This is a genomic window from Bradyrhizobium diazoefficiens USDA 110 (genome assembly GCF_000011365.1).
Taxonomy (GTDB): Bacteria; Pseudomonadota; Alphaproteobacteria; order Rhizobiales; family Xanthobacteraceae; genus Bradyrhizobium; species Bradyrhizobium diazoefficiens.
Genome location: NC_004463.1, coordinates 7,501,059 through 7,524,935 on the forward strand (window position 1 = coordinate 7,501,059; position 23,877 = coordinate 7,524,935).

Annotated in this window: 23 protein-coding genes, 1 pseudogene and 1 riboswitch; of the genes and pseudogenes, 6 read left to right on the forward strand and 18 right to left on the reverse strand. The window is 65.4% G+C overall.

Annotation, left to right across the window (positions count from 1 at the left end; all coding sequences use genetic code 11):
• Positions 1 to 253 precede the first annotated feature (253 nt).
• Positions 254 to 379: a hypothetical protein gene (locus BJA_RS43730; RefSeq protein WP_257784529.1), complete on the reverse strand. Its 126-nt coding sequence runs from the start codon at positions 377 to 379 to the stop codon at positions 254 to 256.
• Between BJA_RS43730 and BJA_RS34485 the strand changes: the two genes are divergently transcribed.
• From BJA_RS34485 to BJA_RS34495, 3 genes are read left to right on the forward strand one after another with little or no spacing between them, the layout of a single operon-like run.
• A complete protein-coding gene (locus BJA_RS34485) occupies positions 327 to 1,541 on the forward strand; it encodes an ABC transporter substrate-binding protein (protein ID WP_011089543.1) in 1,215 nt (404 codons plus the stop codon). The two genes, BJA_RS43730 and BJA_RS34485, sit on opposite strands and share 53 nt — an antisense overlap.
• Positions 1,542 to 1,548: 7 nt before the next feature.
• The gene (locus tag BJA_RS34490) at positions 1,549 to 3,282 is read left to right on the forward strand and encodes an FAD-dependent oxidoreductase (protein ID WP_011089544.1); all 1,734 of its coding nucleotides are present in this window, start codon (positions 1,549 to 1,551) and stop codon (positions 3,280 to 3,282) included.
• A gap of 19 nt (positions 3,283 to 3,301) precedes the next feature.
• Positions 3,302 to 4,096 (forward strand): IclR family transcriptional regulator, encoded by a 795-nt coding sequence (locus BJA_RS34495; protein WP_011089545.1) that lies wholly within the window; start codon positions 3,302 to 3,304, stop codon positions 4,094 to 4,096.
• A 156-nt stretch (positions 4,097 to 4,252) separates the two neighbouring features.
• On the opposite strand, the gene BJA_RS34500 is transcribed toward BJA_RS34495, so the two are convergent.
• The 8 genes and pseudogenes from BJA_RS34500 to BJA_RS34535 all read right to left on the reverse strand — a co-directional run bounded on the left by BJA_RS34500 (position 4,253) and on the right by BJA_RS34535 (position 12,105).
• A complete protein-coding gene (locus BJA_RS34500; protein ID WP_011089546.1) occupies positions 4,253 to 5,032 on the reverse strand; it encodes an SDR family NAD(P)-dependent oxidoreductase in 780 nt (259 codons plus the stop codon).
• A 58-nt stretch (positions 5,033 to 5,090) separates the two neighbouring features.
• Positions 5,091 to 5,679, reverse strand: a pseudogene (locus BJA_RS34505) (thiamine pyrophosphate-dependent enzyme).
• Positions 5,679 to 6,221, reverse strand: a complete 543-nt coding sequence (locus BJA_RS34510; protein WP_038965676.1) for a thiamine pyrophosphate-binding protein — start codon at positions 6,219 to 6,221, stop codon at positions 5,679 to 5,681. The pseudogene BJA_RS34505 and the gene BJA_RS34510 overlap by 1 nt, the downstream one beginning before the upstream one ends.
• Positions 6,222 to 6,546: 325 nt before the next feature.
• A complete protein-coding gene (locus tag BJA_RS34515; protein WP_231166568.1) occupies positions 6,547 to 7,236 on the reverse strand; it encodes a GntR family transcriptional regulator in 690 nt (229 codons plus the stop codon).
• Between the two features lie 120 nt (positions 7,237 to 7,356).
• The gene (locus BJA_RS34520) at positions 7,357 to 8,100 is read right to left on the reverse strand and encodes an aspartate/glutamate racemase family protein (RefSeq protein ID WP_011089550.1); all 744 of its coding nucleotides are present in this window, start codon (positions 8,098 to 8,100) and stop codon (positions 7,357 to 7,359) included.
• A gap of 9 nt (positions 8,101 to 8,109) precedes the next feature.
• Complete coding sequence (locus tag BJA_RS34525) at positions 8,110 to 9,375, reverse strand: NAD(P)/FAD-dependent oxidoreductase (protein WP_011089551.1); 1,266 nt, start codon at positions 9,373 to 9,375, stop codon at positions 8,110 to 8,112.
• A 3-nt stretch (positions 9,376 to 9,378) separates the two neighbouring features.
• Positions 9,379 to 11,040: a thiamine pyrophosphate-binding protein gene (locus tag BJA_RS34530; RefSeq protein ID WP_011089552.1), complete on the reverse strand. Its 1,662-nt coding sequence runs from the start codon at positions 11,038 to 11,040 to the stop codon at positions 9,379 to 9,381.
• Between the two features lie 147 nt (positions 11,041 to 11,187).
• Positions 11,188 to 12,105 carry an NAD(P)-dependent oxidoreductase gene (locus BJA_RS34535; protein WP_011089553.1) on the reverse strand — a complete coding sequence of 306 codons (918 nt, stop codon included), beginning with the start codon at positions 12,103 to 12,105 and terminating at the stop codon, positions 11,188 to 11,190.
• 113 nt (positions 12,106 to 12,218) lie between these two features.
• Between BJA_RS34535 and BJA_RS34540 the strand changes: the two genes are divergently transcribed.
• Both BJA_RS34540 and BJA_RS34550 read left to right on the forward strand, forming a co-directional pair.
• The gene (locus tag BJA_RS34540) at positions 12,219 to 13,055 is read left to right on the forward strand and encodes a transporter substrate-binding domain-containing protein (RefSeq protein WP_011089555.1); all 837 of its coding nucleotides are present in this window, start codon (positions 12,219 to 12,221) and stop codon (positions 13,053 to 13,055) included.
• Positions 13,056 to 13,270: 215 nt separating this feature from the next.
• Positions 13,271 to 13,999, forward strand: coding sequence for an aspartate/glutamate racemase family protein (locus BJA_RS34550; RefSeq protein WP_038965675.1), 729 nt, complete (start codon positions 13,271 to 13,273; stop codon positions 13,997 to 13,999).
• A 45-nt stretch (positions 14,000 to 14,044) separates the two neighbouring features.
• On the opposite strand, the gene BJA_RS42455 is transcribed toward BJA_RS34550, so the two are convergent.
• The 4 genes from BJA_RS42455 to BJA_RS34565 form a co-directional block, all read right to left on the reverse strand.
• Positions 14,045 to 14,203, reverse strand: coding sequence for a hypothetical protein (locus BJA_RS42455; protein WP_165448172.1), 159 nt, complete (start codon positions 14,201 to 14,203; stop codon positions 14,045 to 14,047).
• An 80-nt stretch (positions 14,204 to 14,283) separates the two neighbouring features.
• Positions 14,284 to 15,030, reverse strand: a complete 747-nt coding sequence (locus BJA_RS34555) for a metallophosphoesterase family protein (protein WP_011089558.1) — start codon at positions 15,028 to 15,030, stop codon at positions 14,284 to 14,286.
• A 47-nt stretch (positions 15,031 to 15,077) separates the two neighbouring features.
• Positions 15,078 to 15,156, reverse strand: a riboswitch (SAM riboswitch).
• Positions 15,157 to 15,179: 23 nt separating this feature from the next.
• A complete protein-coding gene (locus tag BJA_RS34560) occupies positions 15,180 to 16,688 on the reverse strand; it encodes a carboxylesterase/lipase family protein (RefSeq protein ID WP_011089559.1) in 1,509 nt (502 codons plus the stop codon).
• A 17-nt stretch (positions 16,689 to 16,705) separates the two neighbouring features.
• Complete coding sequence (locus BJA_RS34565) at positions 16,706 to 18,046, reverse strand: MFS transporter (RefSeq protein ID WP_011089560.1); 1,341 nt, start codon at positions 18,044 to 18,046, stop codon at positions 16,706 to 16,708.
• 207 nt (positions 18,047 to 18,253) lie between these two features.
• Here BJA_RS34565 and BJA_RS34570 point away from each other — a divergent pair, with 207 nt between their 5' ends.
• Positions 18,254 to 18,904, forward strand: coding sequence for a TetR/AcrR family transcriptional regulator (locus BJA_RS34570; RefSeq protein ID WP_028174499.1), 651 nt, complete (start codon positions 18,254 to 18,256; stop codon positions 18,902 to 18,904).
• Positions 18,905 to 19,063: 159 nt separating this feature from the next.
• Here the strand turns inward: BJA_RS34570 and BJA_RS34575 are convergent, their stop codons facing one another.
• The 5 genes from BJA_RS34575 to BJA_RS34595 form a co-directional block, all read right to left on the reverse strand.
• On the reverse strand, positions 19,064 to 19,849 hold the full coding sequence (locus BJA_RS34575; RefSeq protein WP_011089562.1) for an ABC transporter permease: 786 nt from the start codon (positions 19,847 to 19,849) through the stop codon (positions 19,064 to 19,066).
• Positions 19,846 to 20,658, reverse strand: a complete 813-nt coding sequence (locus tag BJA_RS34580; protein WP_038965674.1) for an ABC transporter permease — start codon at positions 20,656 to 20,658, stop codon at positions 19,846 to 19,848. The genes BJA_RS34575 and BJA_RS34580 overlap by 4 nt, the downstream gene beginning before the upstream one ends.
• Positions 20,659 to 20,738: 80 nt before the next feature.
• Positions 20,739 to 21,788, reverse strand: coding sequence for an ABC transporter substrate-binding protein (locus tag BJA_RS34585; protein WP_178372667.1), 1,050 nt, complete (start codon positions 21,786 to 21,788; stop codon positions 20,739 to 20,741).
• Positions 21,789 to 21,816: 28 nt separating this feature from the next.
• Entirely contained in the window at positions 21,817 to 23,124 is a 1,308-nt protein-coding gene (locus BJA_RS34590) for an NAD(P)/FAD-dependent oxidoreductase (RefSeq protein ID WP_038965673.1), read from the reverse strand.
• A 16-nt stretch (positions 23,125 to 23,140) separates the two neighbouring features.
• Entirely contained in the window at positions 23,141 to 23,857 is a 717-nt protein-coding gene (locus BJA_RS34595; protein ID WP_011089566.1) for an HAD family hydrolase, read from the reverse strand.
• Positions 23,858 to 23,877 lie beyond the last annotated feature (20 nt).

Genomic DNA, 23,877 nt, shown 5'->3' on the forward strand with positions numbered 1-23,877 from the left:
GCTGGCGATGACCACAGCGGGAATGGTGGCGCACAACTGCATCAACGCCGTCATTGCGAGGAGCTCGCGACAAAATTGCGTGGCAATTTTGCGCTGATGCGACGAAGCAATCCAGACTGCCTCCACGGAATGAGTCTGGATTGCTTCGCTCCGCTCGCAATGACGGAGCTGAGGGGGCTGCGCACATATTTTGGAGGCGTCGTCCGGGCGGTCACGGAACCCGCCCAAGCCCGCCTATTCGCCATTGACAAATTCATTCGCTAATATCTAACTTGCCGCCATGATAATCGGCCGCGCCAAGCGGCCCACAAAGAGAGGGAACGACGATGAGAGGGTTTTTGGCCTGCGCCATGCTCGCGGCCATGACTTCGGCTGCCATGACGTCAACCGCGACCGCGCAGGTCTCCGACGATGCGGTGCGAATCGGCGTGCTGACGGACCTGTCAAGCTGGGGCCGCGACAACAGCGGGCCGGGCTCGGTCGAAGCCGCGAAAATGGCGGTCGAGGAATTCGGTCCCACCGTGCTCGGCAAGCCGATCGAGATCATCAGCGCCGACCATCAGATGAAGACCGACGTCGGCGTCCAGATCGTGCGCGGCTGGTTCGACAACGGCAAGGTCGACGCCGTCGTCGACATCCCCAATTCCGGCATCGCGATCGCCGTGCACAACATGGTGCGCGAGCGCAACAAGATCGCCCTGCTCTCCGGCCCCGGCGCGAGCTCGCTGACCGACGAGCTGTGCAGCCCGAACACCGTGCATTTCACCTACGACACCTACGCCCTGTCGAAGGTGACCGCCTCCGCCGTGATCAAGGAGGGCGGAAAATCCTGGTACTTCATCACCGCGGACTACGCCTTCGGCCAGCAGCTCGAGAAGGACGCCACGCGCTTCATCAACGAGATGGGCGGCAAGGTGCTTGGTGGCGTGAAGCACCCGACCAACACCGCGGACTTCTCCTCCTTCGCCCTCCAGGCACAGAGCTCGAAATCCGACGTCGTCGCCTTCGCCAACGCCGGCCAGGACACCGACAACGCCATCAAGCAGTCCGGCGAGTTCGGCCTGGTCCAGGGCGGCCAGAAGCTCGTCGGCCTCCTGATGTTCGACACCGACGTGCATGCGATCGGCCTCAAGGCCGCGCAGGGCACCTACATGACGACGGCCGCGTACTGGAACATGGACGAGGCAACCCGCGCCTGGTCGAAGAAGTTCTACGAGCGCACCAAGGTGATGCCGACCATGATCCACACCGGCGTCTACGGCTCGGTGTTGCATTACCTGAAAGGCATCAAGGCGGCCGGCACCGACGATCCCGCCAAGGTGATGGCCAAGATGCGCGAGCTGCCGATCGAGGATATCTTCGTCCATGGCGGCAAGTTGCGCGAGGACGGCCGCGTCATCCGCGACATGTATCTGGCCAAGGTGAAGTCGCCCGAGCAGTCCAAGGAGCCCTGGGATTACCTCGAGATCATCAAGACGGTGAAGGGCGAGGACGCCTTCCGTCCGGTCTCCGAGTCCAAATGTCCGCTGCTGAAGAAATGAGGCACGCATGACCGGCAACGAGCATAGCGCAATTGAGACTTACGAGTGCGATGTGCTCGTGGCCGGATCGGGCGCCTCCGGCATGTCGGCCGCGATCACCGCGCGCTATCGCGGCCTCGACGTGCTGATCGTCGAGAAGGAGCCGCGTTTCGGTGGCACCACGGCCCGCTCCGGAGGCTGGCTCTGGATCCCCGGCACCTCGCTGGCGAAGGCCTACGGCATCGAGGAGACGCCGGAGCAGGCCCGCACATACCTGCGGCACGAGGCCGGCAACAATTTCGATGGCGCGCGCATCGATGCGTTCCTGAGCGCCGGTCCCGAGGCGGTGGATTTCTTCACCACCAGGACAGCCCTGCGCTTCGACATGCCGCTGGTGTTCCCGGACTATCACGCCGAAGCACCGGGCGGCGCGCAAGGCGGCCGCTCCATGGTGACGCGCCCGTTCGACGGCCGCGAGCTCGGCGAGCAGATCAGGACGCTCGGCATGCCGCTGCCGGAGCTGACCGTATTCGGCATGATGCTGGGCTCCGGCAAGGAGATCATCCATTTCATGCGGGTGACGAAATCGCTGACCTCGGCGGTGTATGTCGCAAAGCGACTGTCGCGGCATCTGATGGACGTGCTGCACTACGGCCGCGGCATGACGCTGACCAACGGCAATGCGCTGGCGGGACGGCTGGCGAAATCCGCGCTCGATCTCAAGATTCCGATGTGGCTGTCTTCTCCGGTGCGCGAGCTGACGGTCGAGAACGGAGCTGTCACCGGCGCGATCGTGTCGCGCGAGGGACGCAAGGTGCGTGTTCGCGCAAGGCAGGGCGTCGTGCTCGCCTGCGGCGGCTTCCCGCACGATGTCGAGCGGCGCAAGAAGATGTTTCCGCATGCGCCGACCGGCAACGAGCATTTTTCGCCGGGTCCCATCGGCAACACCGGCGACGGCTTGCGCCTTGCGGAAAGCGCCGGCGGACATGTCGAGGACCGTCTGCCGAATGCCGCGGCCTGGGTGCCGGTGTCGCTCACCACGCGCAAGGACGGCTCGAAGGGCGTGATGCCGCATTTCATCGACCGCGCCAAGCCCGGCGTGATCGCGGTGATGCGCGACGGCAGGCGGTTTGCCAATGAAGGCAATTCCTACCACGACTTCGTCCAGGCCATGGTCAAGGCGGCCAAGCCCGGCGAGGAGATCGCGGCGTACCTCGTCTGCGATCACAAGACGTTGCGGAAATACGGCCTCGGCTGCGTGCCGCCCTTCCCGATGCCGCTGGGTCATCACCTCAGTACCGGCTATCTCATGCGCGGCGACACGCTCGAGGCGCTTGCGGCGAAAGCTGGCATCGACGCCACGGCCTTCGCCGAGACGGTCAGGCAGTTCAATACGACCGCGCCGCTGGGACATGACGCCGCCTTCGGCAAGGGCTCGAAGGCCTACAACCGCTACCAGGGCGATGCGCTGCACGGCCCCAATCCGTGCGTCGCGCCGATCGAGAACGGTCCGTTCTACGCCATCAAGATGGTGATCGGCGACCTCGGCACCTATGCCGGCATCATCACCGATGAGAACGCGCGGGCGCTGGACGCCGAAGGCCGGGTCATCCCCGGCCTCTATGCCGCCGGCAACGACATGGCGAGCATCATGGGGGGCAATTATCCCGGCGCCGGCATCACGCTTGGGCCGGCGCTGACCTTCGGCTACATTGCCGGCCGTCATCTTGCCGACAGCGCCGCCAAGCGCAACGCGGCGTAAGCGGAACGCCAGGAGGCGCATGAAGAGAGAAAGCCGCGGCATCCAGTCGATCGAGGTCGGCGGAGAACTGCTCCGCGCCCTCGCCCGCAGCGGCGAGCCGATGATGCTGCGCGATCTCGCACGCGAGGCCGGCATGACGCCGGCCAAGGCGCATCCCTATCTCGCCAGTTTCTCGCGCATCGGGCTGATCGAGCAGGACGAGACCACCGGCCGCTACGAGATCGGCGCGCTGGCGCTGGAGCTCGGCCTCATCAGCCTGCGCCGCCTGTCCGGCGTGCGGATCGCCGGACCAAAGATCGCGGCGCTTGCGAGCCAGATCGGCCATGCGGTCTCGCTGGCCGTCTGGGGCACGCATGGTCCGACCGTGGTGCAGCTCGAAGAGCCGGGTCAGCCCGTGCACATCGTGATGCGGGCCGGCTCGGTGATGGCGCTGCTGGAGACCGCAACCGGCCGCGCCTTTGCGGCCTTCCTGCCGGAGAAGACCGTCAATGCCGCGCTCGAAAGCGGCCTCGACCGTCACGGCGTCGGTTACAATCCGAAGCGGGCGGTGAAAGGCGCGAAGGTCGCCGACATGCTCACTGAGGTCCGCAAGCACGGCCTCGCCCGCGCGCTGGGCGATCCCCTGCCCGGCGTCAATGCGTTCTCGGCACCAGTGTTCGATCACGCCGGCCATGTCGCGCTGGTCATCACCGCGATGGGGCCGGAAGGCACGTTCGATGCCCGCTGGGACAGCCCGATCGCGCATGCCTTGCGCGACTGCGCCGGCGGGATTTCGAAGCGGCTCGGCCACGGGATGACGGTTGCGGCGGAGTGAGAGGCAAACTGCCCGCCTTACAACGGCTGTCATGCCCCGCGAAGGCGGGGCATCCAGTACGCCGCAGCCCATCGGCTCCATCACTACTGTCACGGCGTACTGGATCGCCCGGACAAGCCGGGCGATGACAGCGAGTGTGGGACGACCTTCAGAGCCCTACTTCTCCTTCACCGGCACCGTGTAGTTCAGGATCAACCGGCCGCCATCGGGATAGATCGTCTGCCCCGTGATGTAGGACGCATCGTCGCTCGCCAGGAACGCAACAACAGAGGCCACTTCGCTCGGCTCGCCGCCGCGGCCGATCGGTGTACGCGACAGCACGGTCTTGCGCGCATCCTCGGACGTGTAGATCGCGGATGCCACCATGTCGGTCAGGATCGTGCCCGGCCCGACCGCGACGACACGAATGTTGTGCGGGGCGAGCGCGACGGCCGCGACCGAGGTCAGCTGCTTCATGCCGCCCTTCGACATCGCGTAGGTCGCAAGCGCAGGGATCGCCAGCAGCGCGTTCACCGAGGACATGTTGATGATGACCCCGCCGCCGCCCTGCGCGATCATCTGCCTTGCAGCCGCCTGCACGCCGAAGAAGGCGCCTTTCAGATTGATGCCGATGATTTCGTCGAATTCCTCCTCGGAGATCTCGAGGATGTCCCGGTTGCGGGCGACGCCGGCATTGTTGACCATGATGTCGAGCCGGCCGAACTCCTTCACGGCGGTCGCAACGAGCTGGTCGACGTCGGCGCGCTTGCCGACGTTGCCGACGACTGTGCGCAAGGCATCCGGCCGTCCCAATTCAACCGCCGTCGCGGCAAGTCCCTCGGCATCGACGTCCGAGATGACGACCTTGACGCCGTCGTCGAGGAATCTCTTCGCGCAGGCCTTGCCGATGCCGCGTGCCGCGCCGGTGATGGCGGCGACCTTGCCGGATAGTTTCATGGTCTCACTCCAGAGTAGCTGCTTAGGCAGCAGGCTATCGCCGGGTGAGATACCCGGCTCAGGCCGCCGCAAATCCAAGATGAGCACGGAACCGGTTCTTGATAAAGACGGCATCGCGCGAGGGCAGCGAGCGCGGCGGATTTTCCGCCAGAACCTTGATGACGAAGAGTCGCGGCCCCTCGCCCGGGGAGGCGATCTGCGCCGCGAGACGTTCCACCTCGGCAATCGTCCGCGGTTCCGGTCGCGGCAAAGCCGCAGGCCATGGCGATGGACGTGAGATCGACGCCGCGCCCGGTGTGGCTCGCCTGCATCCCAGTCTCGCCGAAATGCTGGTTGTCGATCACGACGATGTCGAGATTGCGCGGGCGCGCGACGCCAATGGTGGCGAGACCGCCGAGGCCCATCAATTGCTCGCCGTCGCCGGTCAAAGCGAGAACGCGCTTTCCGGGCTGCGCCTGCGCCAGTCCAAGCCCGATCAGCGCGGCGCCGCCCATCGCCCCCCAGAGATAAAAATTGCCATCGTGGTCGCCGACGGAATGAAGATCATAGGTCGGGGAGCCAAGGCCGGCGACGACCAGCGTGTCCTTGCGATTCCTGAGAAGCGCAGCGACAGCGGCACGGCGATCGAGTTGAGCTTGCATTGACATCACCACTTCTTCTTGCCGATCAGGCGCTGCCCGATCAGCACTGCGATTTGCTGATCGCAATCGTAGGCAAGCGATGCCGCCGATTCGACCGTCTCGACCAGATCCTCCGGCGTCTCCGCGCGCATCACCTTCAGCCCGATCGCCTCCAGCGAGGGCTGCGTGGCCCGGCTCATCGGCACCTGCCAGGGATTGAACTCGGCCCATTCGCCGCGCATCGTCACCAGCATCAGCAGTGGAAAGCGGCCGATCGCCGACAGCGACAGCATGTTGATGCAATTGCCGACCCCGCTCGACTGCATCAGCAGCACGCTGCGCTGGCCGCCGAGCCAGGCGCCGGCGGCAATCGCGACGCCCTCCTCTTCCGTCGTCAGCACGTTGGTGGTGACATCGCGGTCGGCCGAGAACATGCGGATGAGCTGGCTGTGGCCGGCATCCGGGACGTATGACATCTGCCTGACGTTGGCGGCCTTCAGGACGCGATAGAGCTCGGACGGCCAATCGTCACTGGTCCGCGTTTCGAGATGAGGTTGAGGGCTGTGCACCGCTTGTCTCCGTGAGTCTCGGATGAACGCTAGCGATGTTCGCGCGCGAAAGCTCTGACCGTCTGGCACGACCTGGTATCGACGGATTGTATAGCTGACGCTCTTTCGGATGAATCTAATACGAGCGCGATGCGCATTGCTGCGCCCTCTCCCCCTGTGGGAGAGGGCATCACCGCAGGTTGACGCGAGCTCACTTGGGTGAGGGGTTTGTCTCCGCGCACTCATGCGCGTTTGTAATTCCCGGAGAGATACCCCTCATCCGGCGCTTCGCGCCACCTTCTCCCACAAGGGGAGAAGGGAGGGCACCATCATCGAGGCTTGCTGCTCAATTCGCCGCCGACCTCGCGGCCGGCATGTAAATCTGCGCGTAGCCTTCCTTGATCGCGGACGTGATGCGGTCGAGGCGGCGGTCGATGTGCTTCTCCAGCACGGAGACGCAGGCCTCCTCATTGCGCGCCTTCAACCCTTCGACGACGGCGCGGTGCTCGGCTTGCGTGTTGGAGCGGTTGACGCGGTCCATGTCGATCCAGCGCACGAAGCGGATGCGGGCGTTGACGTTGCGCAGCACGCGCAGCATCTCGGCGTTGTTCGACATCGCCATCAGCCGTTCGTGAAAGGTCTCATCCAGCTCGACCAACTCCACGGAGGAGCGCTCGCCGGGATCGGGACCGGTTGCCTCGAGAAATTTCAAGAGCGCGTCGATATCCTCGTCCTTGGCGCGCTTGATGGCGAGACGCACCGAAGCGACCTCGATCGACTTGCGCAGCTCGTAGAGATCGAAGATCTCGTGTGCGTCGAGCTCGCGGCAGAAGAAGCCCTTGCCCGGCGTGAAGCGCAGGAAACCTTCGGTGTTGAGACGGTTGAGCGCCTCGCGCAGCGGCGTGCGGCTGACGCCGAGGCGTTTTGCCAGCTCGCCTTCGTTGAGCCGTTCGCCCGGCTTGAACTCGTAGCTCACGGCCATCGCCTTGAGCTGCTCATAGACGCGATCGACGATGCTATCGGAAGCCAGTTCCACGTTGCTTTTCATAAGCTGCATTCATGCCCGAACACAGCCCAATATACCGGGGCTGTGAAGACGATTGCAATGCAAAGGACAGCGTAGCAGCGTTTGTTCAGAGCTTTACGACACCCGGAATCAGGCGAAGACGCGCGGGCGCAGTCCAGCATGAAACCAGGTGATCATGGAATAGATATCATAGACCGGCAGCCCGACCTCGGCCTGCAACGCCGCCGCATAAGGCGGCATGTTGGTGCATTCGAGCACGATTGCGCCGACGTCGGGGTTCTTTGCGACCAGCAGCTTGCCCGCCTCGACCACGTCGCGCTCGGCCAAGCCGACGTCCATGTCGTCCTTCTCGGCCTTGATCAGGACGCGGAAAAATTCCTTGCCGTTCTCGGTGCCGACCAGCGGCGTGTCGAGCGGCACGCCGGCACCTTCGAGATGCGCCGGCGTCAACGTCGAGCCCGACACCGTGACGAGGCCGACGCGCTTGCCGGGCGGCAAGGTCGCCTGCACCCACGGCACCTGCATCAGCGACGAGGTCGCAACCGGCACGCCGACGGCCGCCGCGATCTCCTTCTGGAACAGCGAGAGGAAGCCGCAATTGGTGGTGATGGCCTCCGCACCAAGCCGCACCAGGTCCTTGGCCGCGTCGATGAAATCAGGCAGCAGGCCGGCCGCACCCTTCAGCACCACCTTCTCCGGCGAGGCGCCGTTCACCACGCGATAGAGCACGGGGAACGGCCAGGTCGTGCCGTTGCCCATGTCGCCGGGAATGCGCGGAAAGCGCGCTTCCAGCATCAGGATACCGAGCGGCGCGCCATAGATGGCCTTGCCGCCACGGGCGATGCGGGAGGATGAGTTGGCAGGAGTGGTCATGGCGCGACCTCAGAGGAAGCGAGTGGGCGAAAACGGCGCGAGCGGAATCTCGGGCTGCTTGCCGCTCAGAAGCTGGGCGACGAGACGCCCGGTGCGGGCCGAGCCGACCAGGCCGACATGGCCATGGCCGAAGGCATAGACGATGTCGCGCGAGGCGCGCGCGTGGCCGATGCAGGGTAGTCCGTCCGGCATGCTGGGACGATGACCGAACCAGGTCTTGATGCGCGAGGCCGGAATGTCCCTCGGAAGTTTCGGGAACATGCTGAAGAGATGGTCGCGCAAGATCTCGGCGCGCTTCCAGTTCGGCGCGGCCTCGAGACCGGCGATCTCGACGGTGCCGGCGGCGCGCAGGCCCTTGTTGGTCCAGTTCACGACCATCTTGGCGTCGGACGCCATGATCGAGCTGCGCGGACCCGTTTCCGGGTTCTCGATCATGACGTGATAGCCGCGCTCGGTCTCGAGCGGCAGGGGATCGCCAACCGATGCGGTGAGCTGCTTGGACCGTGCCCCCGCGGCGACCACCGCGGCATCGCAAGCGATCTCGCCGGTCTCGGTGACGACAGCGACGAGCTTGTTGCCGGAAAGCTTCAGCCCTGTCGCCTTGGCGCGCACGAGCTTGGCGCCGCTGGCCAGCGCGTGATTGGCCAGTGCCGCAACGTAAGCGCCGGGATCGCGGCAGCGGCCGGCTTCTTCCACCACCACGCCAAAGCTGTAGCGCGGATGCAGGTCCGGCTCGCGCTGACGCATCTCGTCGGCATTGAGCTCCAGCCACGCGACCCCGACCTTCTTGCGCAGGCGCCAGCCGAGATCGTTGTCGAAATTGCCGCGCGAGGGAAAGGCATGCATCACGCCGTTGCGTTCGATCAGCTCCGGGACGCCGGCCTCTTCCGCGAGCTTTCGATGCAGCAGCGGCGCGTCCTTCAGCAGGTCGCGGAGCGCAAACGCGGTCTTTTCCACGCGCGCCTCGGTCCAGCCCGAGAGCAGGTACTTGATCAGCCAGGGCAGCGCCTTCGGCAAATACGACCAGCGGATCGCGAGCGGGCCGAGGGGGTCCATCAGATAGCCCGGCACCTTCTTCCAGATGCCAGGTTCGGCCGGCGGAATCACCGAATGCGAGGAGAGCCAGCCGGCGTTGCCGTAGCTCGCCGCCTGTTCGCCACCGGGCTCGCCGGGATCGATCAGCGTGACGCGATGGCCCTCGCGCAGCGCCTCGATGGCGCTGATCACACCGACCGCGCCGGCTCCGATGATGGCGACGTGGCGGCCTTCGGGCATCGCTTACGCCTTCACCGACGGCACAAAATCCTTGCCGACCGAGATCGCGCGCGGATCGATGATGCAGTGGAGGATCGACGGCTTGCCCGAAGCCAGCGCGCGCTCGAACGCCGGCGCGAACTCCTCGGTGCGCTCGACGCGCTCGCCGTGGCCGCCGAACGCCTTGGCGTACATCGCAAAGTCCGGGTTCTTGAGCTGGGTGCCGACGACGCGGCCGGGATAGTCGCGCTCCTGGTGCATGCGGATGGTGCCGTATTGCGAATTGTCGACGACGATGACGACCAGCGGCGCGTCGTACTGCACGGCGGTCGCAAACTCCTGCCCGTTCATCAGGAAGCAGCCGTCGCCGGCAAAGGCGACGACAGTGCGATCCGGATATTGCCGTTTCGCCAGCACCGCCGCTGGCACGCCGTACCCCATCGAGCCCGAGGTCGGGGCGAGCTGGGACGCAAAACTGTGGAAGCGGTGATGGCGATGGATCCAGCCGGCATAGTTGCCGGCGCCGTTGCAGACGATCGCGTCCTTCGGCAGCCGGTCGCGCAGCCAGGTCATGACCTGGCCGTACTGGAACGTGCCCGGCAGCTCGCGCGCCTTCTCGGTCCAGGCGAGGTAATCGGCATGCGCCTTGGCCGCCTCGCCCTTCCAGGCAACCGCCCCGGAGGGCTTCAGCGTCTCGACGGCCGCGGCGAACGCGGCGGGCGTCGCCTGGATCGCGAGCGCCGGCTGATAGACGCGGCCAAGCTCCTCGGAGCCCGGATGAACGTGGATCAGCTTCTGCTGCGGGGTCGGAATGTCGAGCAGCGTGTAGGACGAGGACGGCATCTCCGACATGCGGCCGCCGATGAGCAGAACGACATCGGCGCCGTCGATGCGCGCCTTCAGGCCCGCGCTCGGCCCGATGCCGAGATCGCCGGCATAATGCGAATGGTCGGCGTCGATCAGCGAGGCCCGGCGGAACGAGGTCGCCACCGGCAGGTCGAACCGCTCGGCAAAACGCGCGATGCTCTTGGTCGCCTCATCCGTCCAGCGCGAGCCGCCGAGAATGACGAGCGGCGCCTTGGCGCTCGCGAGCATGGCGCCGACACGCTCAATGTCCGCGGGCGCGGGCCAGCTCACCGCCGGCTCGATGCGCATGGCATCGGCGACGGCGGCGGTCTCGGTCAGCATGTTCTCCGGCAGCGAGATCACCACGGGGCCCGGACGGCCCTGCATCGCGACGCGGAAGGCGCGCGCGACCAGTTCCGGAATGCGGTCGGGGCGATCGATCTCGACCGCCCATTTCGCCATGGTGCCGAACACGGCCTTGTAGTCGAGCTCCTGGAACGCCTCGCGTTCGCGCATGCCGGTATCGACTTGGCCGACGAACAGGATCATCGGTGTCGAATCCTGCATCGCGATGTGGACGCCGTGGCTGGCATTGGTCGCGCCGGGGCCGCGGGTGACGAAGCAGACTCCCGGACGCCCCGTGAGCTTGCCATAGGCCTCCGCCATCATCGCGGCGCCGCCCTCCGCGCGGCAGATCATCACGTCGATCGGGCTGTCGTGCAGCGCGTCCAGCGCCGCAAGATAGCTCTCGCCCGGCACGCAGGTGACGCGCTCGACGCCTTGGGCGACGAGCTGATCGATCAGGATCTGGCCCCCGGTGCGGGTGTTACGAATGGTCATGACAGCTCCCTGCAGGCTTTGGCGACGCGCTCGGGCGCCTCGCGAAAATGTCGTTCGCGGGTGGCGTAGGACAGGCCAACAGGAGGCGCAAGATCGAAAGGCTTCCCGCTCCCTGCGCAGGCGTCATGCCCGCCCCTGCTGTTTGCACTACCGCCCATTCGCGATGATGCGGCGGCAATGATCGAGCGCCGCGCCGATCAGGTTGTCGCTCGCCTCCGGCGTGCGGAACGCCGAATGCGCCGATAGCGTCACGTTCGGCAGTTTGGTCAGCGGATGGCCTGGAGGCAGCGGCTCGACGGTGAAGACGTCGAGGCCGGCATGGGCGATGTGGCCCGAGCGCAGCGCATCGCACATCGCGTCCTCGTCGACCACGGCGCCGCGCGCGGTGTTGATCAGGATGCTGCCTGGGCGCATCATCCCGATGCGCTCGCGCGACAGGAAACCCTTGGTCTCGTCGTTGAGGAGCAGATGCAGCGATACGACGTGGCTGTCCGCAAGGAGCTTCTCCAGCGGGACGAATTCGACGCCCGGATGCGTCTTCGGCGATCTGTTCCAGGCGATCACCTTCATGCCGCAGCCAAGCGCCATGCGCGCGGCTTCCGCCGCGATGCCGCCGAAGCCGATCAGGCCGAGCGTCTTGCCGGTGAGCTGCAGCGCATCGCGACGCAGCCAATTGCCCTCGCGCATGCCGCGATCCATCTCTCCGAAGCTCTTTGCAGAGGCCCACATCAGGGCGATCGCGCATTCGGCGACGGCGGTGTCGCCATAGCCCTTGATGGTGTGAACCGAGATGCCGCGCTGGCCCAGCTCCTCCGGATTCATGTAGCTGCGCGCGCCGGTGCCGAGGAAGACGACGTGCTTCAGGGCAGGACATTTCGCGGCAATCGCCGTCGGCACCGCGGTATGGTCGACGATCATGATCTCAACACCGTCAAGAAGGCGTGGCAGGTCGTCGGGAGTGATCGCGGGGTTGCGGTTGATGCCGACCGGAAGGCTGTCCCCGCGCAGCAGTTTCTCGGTCACCGCGGCAAGGGTGTCATTGGCATCGACGAAGAGAGCGCGCACGGGCCTGTCTTTCCTGTCCAGTTTAAAATACCGTATTGCATTTTAATCTGAATACAGAAATAGTCCAGACGCCGGGTTCGAATGTCCAGAAGCGACTGCCCAGGAGAACTGCCATGAATCGCAGGGATGCACTCACCACTGTCGCCCTCGCCGGAGCCGCGATCGCCGCAACCGGTTCGGCCAAGGCCGACACCGCGCCGGGCTCGACGCTCGAACGGATCAAGAAGAGCGGCGTGCTGCGGATCGCCGTCATCGCCGGCCAGGATCCTTACTTCCACAAGGACCTCACCACCAATCAATGGTCGGGCGCCTGCATCGACATGGCGAACGACATCGCCGGCAAGCTCGGTGCCAAGGTCGAGACGTTGGAATCGACCTGGGGCAACCAGATCCTGGATCTCCAGGCCGAGAAGATCGACCTTGCCTTCGCCGTGAACCCGACACCGGAGCGCTCGCTGGTCATCGACTTTTCCACGCCCATCCTGGTGCACTCCTTCACCGTCATCACCAAGAAGGGTTTTGCCAAGCCGCAAACCTGGGCCGAGCTGAACAAGCCCGAGGTCAAGATCGCCGTCGACATCGGCTCGACCCACGAGACGATCGCGCGCCGCTATTGCCCGAAGGCGACGATCCTCGGCTTCAAGGAGCGCAACGAGGCGATCCTCGCCGTCGCAACCGGACGCGCGGACTGCAACATTTCGCTGGCGGTGCTTTCGGTCGCGACCTTGAAGAAGAACCCGACGCTCGGTGAGCTCGCGGTGCCACGTCCGCTGCTTACGCTGCCGACCAATATGGGCATCCGCGCCGAAAGCGACCGGCGCTACAAGGACTTCCTCAGCGCCTGGGCCGACTACAACCGCTCGCTGGGCCAGACCCGCGAATGGATGTTGAAGGGTTTCGAAGCCGTAGGTCTCGGCGCGGACGACATTCCCGGCGAAGTGCAGTTCTGAGCGCCAATCCGCGATGTATGTCTGGGGATTCGCGGTGCTCAAGCCGTACCGGAGCCCGCGTCGGCTTCATGAATGATGGCGTCATGGCCGGGATCGGTACGCCAGAGGAGATGATCCGCCAGCCGCGCAGCGAACGGCGGAAGTCCCTCCTCAGCCGGTTTCACGAAACGCATTAGACTGCCGGCCACGACCATCCCGAATCGGTGGGACGAACCATGAAACTCCGCGGCGGCTTCACGAATTACGGCGAGACGATCGGCATTCTGATGCTCGATACCCGCTTCCCGCGCCCGCGCGGCGACATCGGCAACGCGCTCTCCTACGACTTCCCGGTGCGCTACAAGATCGTGCGCGGCGCGCACGCCACAAGGATCATGGGCGACCAGCCCGATCCGACCCTGCTCGAGCCGTTCATCGCCGCGGCCCGCGAATTGGAAGCCGACGGCGTCAAAGCGATAACGACGAGTTGCGGCTTCCTCGCGCCGTTCCAGAAGCAGCTCGCGGCTGCCGTGAACATCCCGGTCTTCACCTCGAGCCTGATCCAGGCGCCGCTGATCCACGCCATGCTGCCGCCCGGCAAGGTCATCGGCATCTTCACCGAACGCGGCCACCACATGAACGAAGGGCACTTCCGCGGCGTCGGCTGGTCGCCGGACGACATTCTCGTTCAAATCCAGGGCATGAAGCCCGATGCGCAGTTTCCCGCAACCTACATTCTCGGCCGCGAAGAGCTGGACACTGACGTGCTGCGCGCCGAGATGATCGAGATGACGGAAGCCTTCATGGCGTCCTGCAAAAATCCCGGCGCGATCCTGTTCGAGTGCACCAACATGTGCCCATTCTCGCGGGACGTCGCCGAGGTGTCGGGTCTGCCGGTGTTCGACATCAATACCCTGATCAACTTCTTCCATCGCGCGGCCCATCCCGTGCCGTTCCTGCGCTGAACCAGCCGGGACAGGCGGCGAGGCGCGCGATGAACGCGCAGGAGCCTAAAATAAGGCGGCGTTGACAGCCTGTCCGTAGATCATTGCAGCAACGAGTGAGAGCAGCAGGCCCGCTCCCGAGAATATGACGACGACTTTCAGAGTCTCGACATCGACATTGGTTCCCGTCGCGCGGGATATTGCTCTTGCCAGTGCAGCAATCATCGCCAGCTCCGAAGCGGGCCGCGCGGAAGCGAAGCCTCACTTCATCTAGCGTTACTCGGCGCATTCGCGTGTGAAGCAGATTACAGGTGATCCCGCTGCACCCAGCCCGTTGCAATCGCGCTCGCCCAGGTGAGCATTCCCCTGGCCCGCGCCAATGCTGCCATGGCCGTGGTGTCGTAGGCCACGTAGCGGAGCGTCGCGGACCAGCCTCTGTTGGCATGCTCCAGAATTGCGTAACACGCATGAGGGGTGCCGACCTCGACCACGTAGGGAACGGGCATCTTCCCGTCGTAACCGGGCAATCCAACGCTGCCGGGATTGACGACCAGCCGGCCATCCTTCAGACGCACCACGCGCGGAATGTGCGTGTGTGCGCACAGGATGATCTCGGCGTCGATCCCCTCGGCGCCGGCCTCAATAGAATCAATCCGGCTCGGACGCGGGCAGCCGTCGCCCGCGATGTGGTCGAGCCAGAACGCAGCATCATTCCCTGGCGATCCATGGCACAGGAACGCCCGCCCCCTATACATGAGCGTGGACGGCATGCTTGCCATCCACTCGAAATGCTTGCGTTCGAGCTCTCGGAAATCGCTGCGCGCCGATGTGCCGGCCTGCCACAGCTCCACGAGAATGCGGTCCTGATCGCCCTTGATGGACGGAAAGCCTCGCTCCATCAGCAGGTCAGCCGTTCGGGCCGCTTCGAGCGGACCGCTAACATGGTCGCCCAGGTTCACGACCTCGTTGATGCCGAGCGCAGCAATGTCCGCAAGGACGGCTTCGAGCGCCGGACGATTTCCGTGCACATCCGCGATGGCAGCAAATTTCACTTGGCCTCTCCATTCGAGATGGCCGACGATTCACCCAATGCGGGACGATGCAGGGATAGCGGGTCTCTTTAGCTGCATTTTTAGAAGCGCCCGCAAGCTGAGGATCAAATCGGCGCTGGACGAACGCTTACATGACCAAGGTGCTGCGATCAACCGATCTTCGCTCGCGCGGCCGGAGCCTGCGGCGCGCCGCGTTGGGCCGACAGCTCCGCCCACAGGCGGGAGCGCACGCCTTCATTGAGAGGCACAATGTGGAACGGCTGGCCGAAGATTGCGAGCGGCTCCTTGGCCGGCTCGAACCGCGGCCAGGCTTCCGCGATGTCGGGCGCGCCGGATGTGACGAAGCGCAGCACGCTTGCCTGAAACCGCGCGGCGACCTCGATATCCTCGGGCGTCATCGGCCCGCCCTTGCGCTTCAGGATCGGGCGGTCGATGAAATCCGGCGGGTGCGCCCAGAGGCAGGCATTGTCGGCACCGTGGGTCGGCCCCTGCGACAGGAACGGCTCCAGCGCCGGGCGATGGTCGAACCGGCTCAGCCACACCGCGCCGCCAGCCGCGGCATGAAGCCGCGCAAGATCTGCCATGGGGCGATGCCAGAACGCGTCGGACAGCAGCGCCTCGTACGGATCCTCGTCGACGCGCGCTGTGGCGCGGTAATACGCCAGCAGACGTTGCCAGCCGGCATCGCCGACTGCGGCGCGCACTTGTCGTTCGGTGGTGCGGATCATCGCGGCCGGCGGCGTGCTCTTCAGGAACATCACCATCTCGTCGCGGCAGGAGCCGAGCCAGAGCGGAATGTCGCGCAAGGTTCCTTCGGCGAAGACGTCCCGCGGCTCGCGCGGAATCACGATTCCATCGAGCACCGGGCCGAACACGGTGCCTTGTTCGGTCTCGTCCGCAAGCCTGCGACTGACGCGCTCCACCGCCGCGAAGAGCTTTGGCAGTGGCAAAGAGGCAATCGCGGTTGGGTCGTGCGCTAATTCGAGCTCGGCAAGCACGCGGCGTGCAACGTCGTCGGCATGATCGGCGCTCATGATGTTCCGCCCGGGCGCGCTGAGCGCGAGGGCGCGAATGAACTTGCCTCTGGCCTGCGGCAGGGTTGCGAGCGCGATCACCATCGAGGCGCCGGCCGACTGGCCGGACAGCGTGATCGCGTCAGGATCGCCGCCGAAATCCGCGATATTGGCGCGCACCCAGTCGAGGGCGGCGAGCGAATCCGAGATCGCGAGGTTGTTGGCCTCGCCGAGCCCAAGGCGATGCAATTGCAGGAATCCGAGCGGGCCGAGCCGGTAGTTGATGGTGACGATCACCGCCGGACCGTGCGCGGCGAGGAATGCGCCGTCATAGTCGGCGCCGCCGCCGGTGACGAAGGCGCCGCCATGGATGAAGACCAGCACCGGCAGCGGCCGATCGGCCTCTGCACGCGTCCAGATGTTCAGGCTGAGACAGGCAGCCTCGTCCGCATGATCGAGATGGCCCGGCTGCGGCGCGTAAGCACCGTAGCCCGTGCAGCGGAGCGGCTCCGTCCACGCTTTCGGCGGCATTGCCTTGGCAAAGCGCGGCGCGGTTGCGAACGGCACGCCCTTGAAGGCACGCATACCGGCCTGCGTGGTGCCGACGACGGGGCCACTCGTGGTCTGAACTGCGCTGGTCAGCATGCGTGCCTCGTCTTCACTCAAGCGCGCCGCTTGCCGAGATCGGCGATGTCGACGGTGTGGGTTTCGCGCGCCGTCGCCGCAGCGGCTGCCGAGATCACGCAGCAGCAGGCGACGAAGATCGCGACGGGGACCCAGCCGTTCTGCCCCTCCCCGACCAGGCTCGCGCTCACCAGCGGCGTGAAGCCGGCGACGAGAAAGCCGAGCTGCGTGCCGATCGCGGTGCCGGAATAGCGCACGCGCGCCTCGAACATCTCGGCGTAGAACGACGGCCAGATCGCGTTCGGCGCGGCGTAGACGATGCCGGACAGGATCATCGCGGCGGCGAAGATCGCGATCGTGTTGCCTGACGTCACCAGCATGAAGTACGGGAACAGCAGCACCGCGCAGCCGAGCACGCCGCCGATGAACACCGGCTTGCGGCCGATCTTGTCGGCGAGCAGGGCCCAGAGCGGCTGGGTGAGCAGCGCCGTGACGTTGCCGAGCACGCCGGCCCACAGCATGGTCGGGCGCGCGACGCCGAACTTGCTGGTGGCATAGCCGAGTTGGAACACGGCGGTCATCGTGCTCACGGTCGCGATCAGCGCGCAGACGATGACGCGCAGCACGTCGGGCCAGTAGTCGCGCAGCAGGGCGACGACGGGGAAGCGCGCAACTTGCGCCTTGCCCTTGATGTCTTCGAACACGGGCGTTTCCGGCATGGTCCGCCGCACCAGGTAGGCGACCAGCAGCACCAGAGCGGAAAGCAGGAACGGAACGCGCCAGCCCCAGCTCAGAAGCTGGTCCTCCGGCAGGCTCGATACCGGAATGAATACCAGCGTCGCCAGGATCGCACCGGCCTGGGTGCCGCTCAGGGTCCAGCTCGTGAAGAAGGCGCGGTTGGAGTTGGCCGAATGCTCCAGCGTCAGCGAGTTCGCCCCGCTCTGCTCGCCGGCGGCCGAGAGGCCCTGTAACAGGCGAAGCAGCGTCAGGATGACGGGCGCGGCATTGCCGATCGCCTTGGCATCCGGCAACAGGCCGATCGCAAGCGTCGAGCCACCCATCAGTACCAGTGTGAACAGCAGCACCGTCTTGCGACCAATGCGGTCGCCGAAATGGCCGAGGATGACGGCGCCGACGGGGCGCGCGATGTAGCCGATGCCGAAGCTGAGGAGCGCGAGCAGCGTCCCGGTCGAGGGATCGACATTGGCGAAGAACACTTTTGGAAAGATCAGCGCGGCCGCGGTGCCGTAGATGAAGAAGTCGTAGTATTCGAGCATGCTGCCGACGAAGCTGACCAGCGCGGCGCGCTTCGGCAGCTTGCCCGGTGTTGCCTCCGCTGCGGATGACGCGTGCAGCGATGCGGTTGACGTCAACGTCATTGCAAGTCCTCCCCATGTGTCCGGTGCGGCTCGCGTCAGGCGGTCCGCCGCGCGCGCGTTTTGTGGTTCTGGTTGCCGCAACCTTGGTTTGGAGGAATAATGTACGAACTAGTACGTTTATGCAATACGCGTTGGATCCAGGCCCGGACGGGTGAAATTTGCCTTCACCTTCAAGGTGATCCGTGGAAACTGGCGAGAGAAACAGTGATGCTCGAGCGCATGCCGCCCCCATCGAAGCGCACCAACGACCCCGAGCGCACCAAGCGCGACATCCTCGAAGTGGCGATGGCCGAATTCGCCTCGGAGGGCTATTCCGGCGCCCGCGTCGATGCGATCGCGGCCCGCACGCGCACGTCGAAGCGGATGATCTACTATTATTTCGGCGGCAAGGAGCAGCTCTACCTCGCGGTGCTGGAGGAGGCCTATCGCAGCATCCGCGCGCTGGAGGATCAGCTCGACATCGAAAGCTGCGACGCGCGCGAGGGATTGCGCCGGCTGATCGAGGCGACCTTCGACCACGACGAGCGCAATCCGAACTTCATCCGCCTCGTCTCAATCGAGAACATCCACCACGGCAAGCACCTGAAGCAGAACCTGCAACTGCGCCAGCTCAACGCCAGCGTGATCGCGACGCTCGACGGCATCCTCGAGCGCGGCCGCACCGAGGGCGTCTTCCGCGACGACGTCGACGCCATCGACCTGCACCTGGCCATCAGTTCCTACTGCTTCTTCCGCGTCGCCAACCGCCACACCTTCGGCGCCCTGTTCGACCGCGACCTGAGCGAACCCAGGATGCTGGCGAGGAGTCGGACGCAGATCGTGGAGATGATTTTGGCGTGGCTGGGGGCGAAGGGGTAAAGCGGCGAGAATAGCGCCAAATATTCCGTGTCGTCCTGGCGAAGGCCAGGACCCATAACCACCGAACGCAGTTTGGCGAAAACTCGGGGTTACCAGCTCGTGCGGCAACATCTCCCTGGGATAATGGGTCCTGGCTTTCGCCAGGACGACGAACAAGAATCACCCGCTCCGCTTCCCCCGCGTGCTCGCCAGCAGCACCAGCATGAAGGAGGCCGCCGTCATCAACGTCGAGATCGCGGCAATGGTCGGGTCGATCTCGTCGCGGAGCGCGGTGAACATGCGCTTGGTCAGCGGCTGGTACTGCCCGCCGGAAATGAACAGCGCAACGATGGTCTCGTCCATCGCCGAGATGAAGGCGAAGATGCCGCCGGCCACCACGCTGGACTTGATCTGCGGCAGCGTCACCGCGAAGAAGCTGCGCAGGCGGTTCATGCCGAGGCTGCGCGCCACCATCTCCTGCGCCGGATCGAAGCTCTGCAAGCCCGCGAGCACCGAAATGATGACGTATGGCAGGCCCAGCATCACATTGGCGAGCACGAGGCCCGGCAGGGTCGCGACCAGGCCGACCTTGGCATAGACGAAGAAGATGCCGACCGCGGTGATGATGATCGGCACCACCAGCGGCAGCAGCAGCATCATGTGGATGAGACGCATGACGCGCAGCTTGGACTGGCTGATGGCGTAGGCGGCGGCAACCCCGAGCGGCGTCGCGATCAGAACGGTCAGCAGCGCGACCGTCAGCGTCACCCGCGTCGCCTGCATCCAGGCGGGATTGGCGAAATATTGCTGGTACCAGCGCAGCGAGAACGACGGCGGCGGGAAGGTCAGAAAGCGCGCGCTGGAGAAGGAGATCGGCGCGATGATGAGCACGGGCAGGATCAGGTAGACCAGCACCAGCGCGCTGATCACGTAGAGGGCCATCCGTGCGGGGGACAATCGCGTCATTTCTGCCCCAATATGCGATCGAGCGAAATGAAGCGGCTGACGATGAGGAAGATCAGGAGCACGCTGACGAGCAGCACCACCGCGACGGCGCTCGCCGCGCCGAACTGGTTGTAGAGCTCGACATTGCGACTCACCAGCATCGACACCATCACGGTGCGGCCGCCGCCGAGCAACTCCGGCGTAATGTAGAAGCCGAGGCAGAGCACGAACACCATGGTGCAGCCGGCGAGCACGCCCGGCAGCGACAGCGGCAGGAAGACGCGGACGAAAGTGAGCGACGGGCTCGCCCCCAGGCTGGCGCCGGCCTGCATCAGGTCGCCGGGGATCTTCTGCATGGTGGCATAGAGCGGCAGCACCATGAACGGGAGAAGGATGTGCACGGTGGCCACCACCGTGCCGAAGGTGTTGTGCACCAGCGCGAGCGGCTCGGAGATCACATCGAGATAGCGCAGGAACTGGTTGATCACGCCGGTGCGCTGGAGCAGCGCGAGCCACGCATAGGCGCGGACCAGCACGCTGGTCCAGAACGGCAGCACGACCAGCGAGAGGATGAGGATGCTCCACCCTTTCGGGACAGAGTTGGCAAGATAGGCCACGGGATAGCCGAGCAGCAGCGCGATTCCCGTGACCGCGAGGCTGATCTCGAAGGTCAGCGCGAAGCTGCGCCAGTAGATGTCCTCGGTGAAGACGCGGCGATAGTTCTCCAGCGTGAAGCCGTCATGGTAGATCGACTGCCAGACGAGCCAGCCGACCGGCAGCACGATCAGAGCCAGGATCACCAGCAGCGCCGGCGACACCAATGCCAGCATCAGGCCGTGCTCGCGGCGCTGATGCTTTTGGGAGGGATCTGGCACTGATATCGTCAACGCTGCCTCGCTTCGCTCTTCGTCTACTTCTGCATGAACGAGGCCCAGCGCTTCTCGGCCGCCTCGCCGGCCGGCGAGGACCACCAGGCGTAGGACATCAGCGCCTGCTTGGCCGCGTTGGCCGGCTCGCTCGGCAACTGCGCCGCGCGCTCGGGCTTGATCACATTGGTCTCGAACGCCTTGGGATTGCCCGGACCGTAGTCGATATGCAGCGGCAGATTGGCCTGGTGCACGGGATCGACGGCCTCGTTGAGGAATTTCACCGCGGTCTCGAGATTCGGCGCGCCCTTGAGGATGCAGAGCGAGGTGCTCTGAAGGATGCCCTGGTTGTAGGTGAAGGACACCTTGGCGCCCTCCTTGGCCACCGCGCTGACGCGGCCGTTCCAGGCCATCTCCATGTCGACCTCGCCGTCGTTGAGCAGCTGCGCCGACTGCGCGCCTGACGTCCACCACACCGTGATGTGCGGCTTGATCTCCTCCAGCTTCTTGAAGGCGCGATCGACGTCGAGCGGGTAGAGCTTGTCGGGCGCGACACCGTCGGCCATCAGCGCCGCTTCGAGCGTGGCGATCGGATGGTTGCGCAGCGCGCGGCGGCCGGGGAATTTCTTGACGTCCCAGAAATCGACCCAGCTGTTCGGCGCGTCCTTCGGGAAGGTCTTCTGGCTGTAGGCCAGCACGCTGGAATAGAACTCGTAGGACACCGAATAAGGGCTGCGATAGGCCTCCGGCATCGCCGCGGCGTTCGGGATCTTCGAGAAGTCGAGCTTCTCGATCAGCCCCTGCTCGCCGCCGCGCAGGCAATAGCCGGTGGGCGTGTCCACGACATCCCAGATCGGCTTGCCGCTGCCGACCTGGGTCTTGATCGCGGGCCAGGCGTCGGGGATGGAATCCTGGTTGATGGTGATGCCGAGCTTCTTGGCGGAGGGATCGAGGATCGCCACCGTCTGCGCCGCCTGATAGGCACCGCCCTGCGAGACGAAGGTGATCTGCTCGGCCGCGTTCGCCGCCGTGCCGCCAAACGCGATCGCGCCCAACAGGGCGTAGCCCAATGCAGAGTTCTGTTTCGTCGTCATCCTCGCCTCCTCCATCGCCAAAGTGATCTCACTGACCGATCGCATCGAGAAACTGGTACCAGCCGGCGACCATGCGCACGGCGGGCTCGCGCAGCGGATAGAATGGAATCGCCTTCATGCGCCGCGCGTCGAGCAGGCCGACATCCGGCGTCTCGCCGCGCACGAAGGCGGCGAGATAGCGCCCCATCAGGCTCGACATCGCAACGCCCGCGCCGTTGTAGCCCATCGAGAACAGCGTGCGGTCGTCGAGCCGGCCGATATGCGGCACCGAGTCCAGCGTCATGGCGACGAGGCCCGACCATTTGTAGGCGAGCGGCACCTCAGTGAGATCGGGGAAGATGCCGACCATCGCCTTGCGCAAGGCGTCGAACGCGGCTTCGGAGTCCTGCTTGCCGAAAGCGCCGCGGCCACCAAAGATCACGCGATTGTCGACCATGCGGAACCAGCGCATCATGCGCTTGGTCTCGGTGTAGGTGCGCCCCGTCGGCATCAATTTTCCGGCGAGATTGCGCGGCAGCTTGTCGGTCGCAATGATGGCGCTGCGGAACGGGATCAGCGTGCGCTGCATCTGCGCGGTGGCGGTGGTGAGGTCCGAGTAGCTGTTGGTGGCGATGATGGCCTGCTTCGCCCGCACCGCGCCCCGCGGCGTCTCCGCGACGATGCCGCCCTGCTCTCGCATCAGCCTGAGCACCGGCGATTCCTGGAAGATGGGAACACCGCGGCGCGCCACGCCATCGGCAAGACCGCGCAGATAGTTCAGTGGATGAATGCCGCCGGAGCCGGGGTTGAGCACGCCGCCGACGAAGATGTCGGAACCGGTCTCCTCGCGCACCCCGCGCTTGTCGAGGATGCGGACCTCCACATCGCCCATCTCGCGCGTCATCCAGTTGGCTTCGTCGATCGCGGCCCGCAAGGTCGTCTCGTTGTGCGCGGCCTTGACCTGGCCGGCGCGCGTCAACGCGGCGCTGCTGATGCCGAACTCGGACACCAGCTCCTCGACGATGTCGGTGGATTCATGCGCGATCTCGTACATGCGCCGCGCCATGGCGCGGCCGTGCACGGCGTCGATCTCGCGAAACGAGAGGCGGAACTTTGCGGTGATCACCCCGCCATTGCGCCCGCTCGCGCCCCAGCCGGGGCGGTTGGCCTCGAGCACGATCGGCGATAGGCCGCTCTTGGCGATGTGGTGCGCGGCGGAGAGGCCGGTATAGCCCGCACCGATGACCACCACGTCCGCCTGGCTCTCGCCCGACAGCACCGGAAACGCGCGCGCCGGTTCCGCCGTGGCTTCCCACAGCGAATTGGCCGATGGCAGCGCGCTCCAGTCCCGTGTCATGCCCGTGCTCACCCGTCTACGCCGCCGGGCCGATCGCGGCGTCGGCGAGCGCCTTCAGCGTCGGGAAATGGAAGTCCGGCTTGGTCAGCGTCTCCACCGCCGGCGTTCCGCCAAAACCCGCGATGCCCTGGCGGCGCTCGATCCAGCACACCTTGTAGCCGAGCTTCCGCGCGATCCCGATGTCGTGGTACTGGCTCTGCGCGACGTGGAGGATGTCGGACTGCTTGTAGCCGAAGGCCGATTGGCGACCCTTGTTGTAGGCGAAGAATTCCGGGTTCGGCTTGGCGACGCCGGTGTCGTCGGCGCAAACGGTGTCGTCGAAGGGATTGCCGAGCGCGTGTGCGTAACAAGACAGCGCGACGCGATCCGCATTGGTCATCGCCACGAGGCGGAATTTCGTGCGCAGGCGCTTCAGGGCCTCGACCGAGTCCGCGAACGGCCCCCAGCGCAGCACCGAGAGCTGGAAGACGTCGCAGGATGCATCGTCGGAAGGCAATCCGAGCTCCTTGGCGAGATGGCGATAGACGTGGAACATCGCCTCGCTGGAGCGCTCGTAGTGTTTGTCGCGGCCGCGCTTGTACGGCTCGAAGATCTGCTCGTCGCTGAGCTCGGCCGGCGACTTGCCCGAGATCTTGCGCACCGCGGAGAGCACGCCGGTCTCGAAATCGATCAAGGTGCCGACGACGTCGAAGGTGAGGACCTTGAAATTGCTGAACGCGGCTTGGGACGACATTTTGGTCTCTTCTCTCGGGT

What these genes read in the sequence shown, in the direction of transcription:
- BJA_RS34485 (WP_011089543.1), top strand. Translation starts at nt 327, where the DNA reads ATGAGAGGGTTTTTGGCCTGCGCCATGCTCGCGGCCATGACTTCGGCT.
- BJA_RS43730 (WP_257784529.1), bottom strand. Translation starts at nt 379, where the DNA reads ATGGCAGCCGAAGTCATGGCCGCGAGCATGGCGCAGGCCAAAAACCCT.
- BJA_RS34490 (WP_011089544.1), top strand. Translation starts at nt 1,549, where the DNA reads ATGACCGGCAACGAGCATAGCGCAATTGAGACTTACGAGTGCGATGTG.
- BJA_RS34495 (WP_011089545.1), top strand. Translation starts at nt 3,302, where the DNA reads ATGAAGAGAGAAAGCCGCGGCATCCAGTCGATCGAGGTCGGCGGAGAA.
- BJA_RS34500 (WP_011089546.1), bottom strand. Translation starts at nt 5,032, where the DNA reads ATGAAACTATCCGGCAAGGTCGCCGCCATCACCGGCGCGGCACGCGGC.
- BJA_RS34520 (WP_011089550.1), bottom strand. Translation starts at nt 8,100, where the DNA reads ATGACCACTCCTGCCAACTCATCCTCCCGCATCGCCCGTGGCGGCAAG.
- BJA_RS34525 (WP_011089551.1), bottom strand. Translation starts at nt 9,375, where the DNA reads ATGCCCGAAGGCCGCCACGTCGCCATCATCGGAGCCGGCGCGGTCGGT.
- BJA_RS34530 (WP_011089552.1), bottom strand. Translation starts at nt 11,040, where the DNA reads ATGACCATTCGTAACACCCGCACCGGGGGCCAGATCCTGATCGATCAG.
- BJA_RS34540 (WP_011089555.1), top strand. Translation starts at nt 12,219, where the DNA reads ATGAATCGCAGGGATGCACTCACCACTGTCGCCCTCGCCGGAGCCGCG.
- BJA_RS34550 (WP_038965675.1), top strand. Translation starts at nt 13,271, where the DNA reads ATGAAACTCCGCGGCGGCTTCACGAATTACGGCGAGACGATCGGCATT.
- BJA_RS42455 (WP_165448172.1), bottom strand. Translation starts at nt 14,203, where the DNA reads ATGATTGCTGCACTGGCAAGAGCAATATCCCGCGCGACGGGAACCAAT.
- BJA_RS34560 (WP_011089559.1), bottom strand. Translation starts at nt 16,688, where the DNA reads ATGCTGACCAGCGCAGTTCAGACCACGAGTGGCCCCGTCGTCGGCACC.
- BJA_RS34565 (WP_011089560.1), bottom strand. Translation starts at nt 18,046, where the DNA reads ATGACGTTGACGTCAACCGCATCGCTGCACGCGTCATCCGCAGCGGAG.
- BJA_RS34570 (WP_028174499.1), top strand. Translation starts at nt 18,254, where the DNA reads ATGCTCGAGCGCATGCCGCCCCCATCGAAGCGCACCAACGACCCCGAG.
- BJA_RS34575 (WP_011089562.1), bottom strand. Translation starts at nt 19,849, where the DNA reads ATGACGCGATTGTCCCCCGCACGGATGGCCCTCTACGTGATCAGCGCG.
- BJA_RS34580 (WP_038965674.1), bottom strand. Translation starts at nt 20,658, where the DNA reads ATGCTGGCATTGGTGTCGCCGGCGCTGCTGGTGATCCTGGCTCTGATC.
- BJA_RS34585 (WP_178372667.1), bottom strand. Translation starts at nt 21,788, where the DNA reads ATGACGACGAAACAGAACTCTGCATTGGGCTACGCCCTGTTGGGCGCG.
- BJA_RS34590 (WP_038965673.1), bottom strand. Translation starts at nt 23,124, where the DNA reads ATGACACGGGACTGGAGCGCGCTGCCATCGGCCAATTCGCTGTGGGAA.
- BJA_RS34595 (WP_011089566.1), bottom strand. Translation starts at nt 23,857, where the DNA reads ATGTCGTCCCAAGCCGCGTTCAGCAATTTCAAGGTCCTCACCTTCGAC.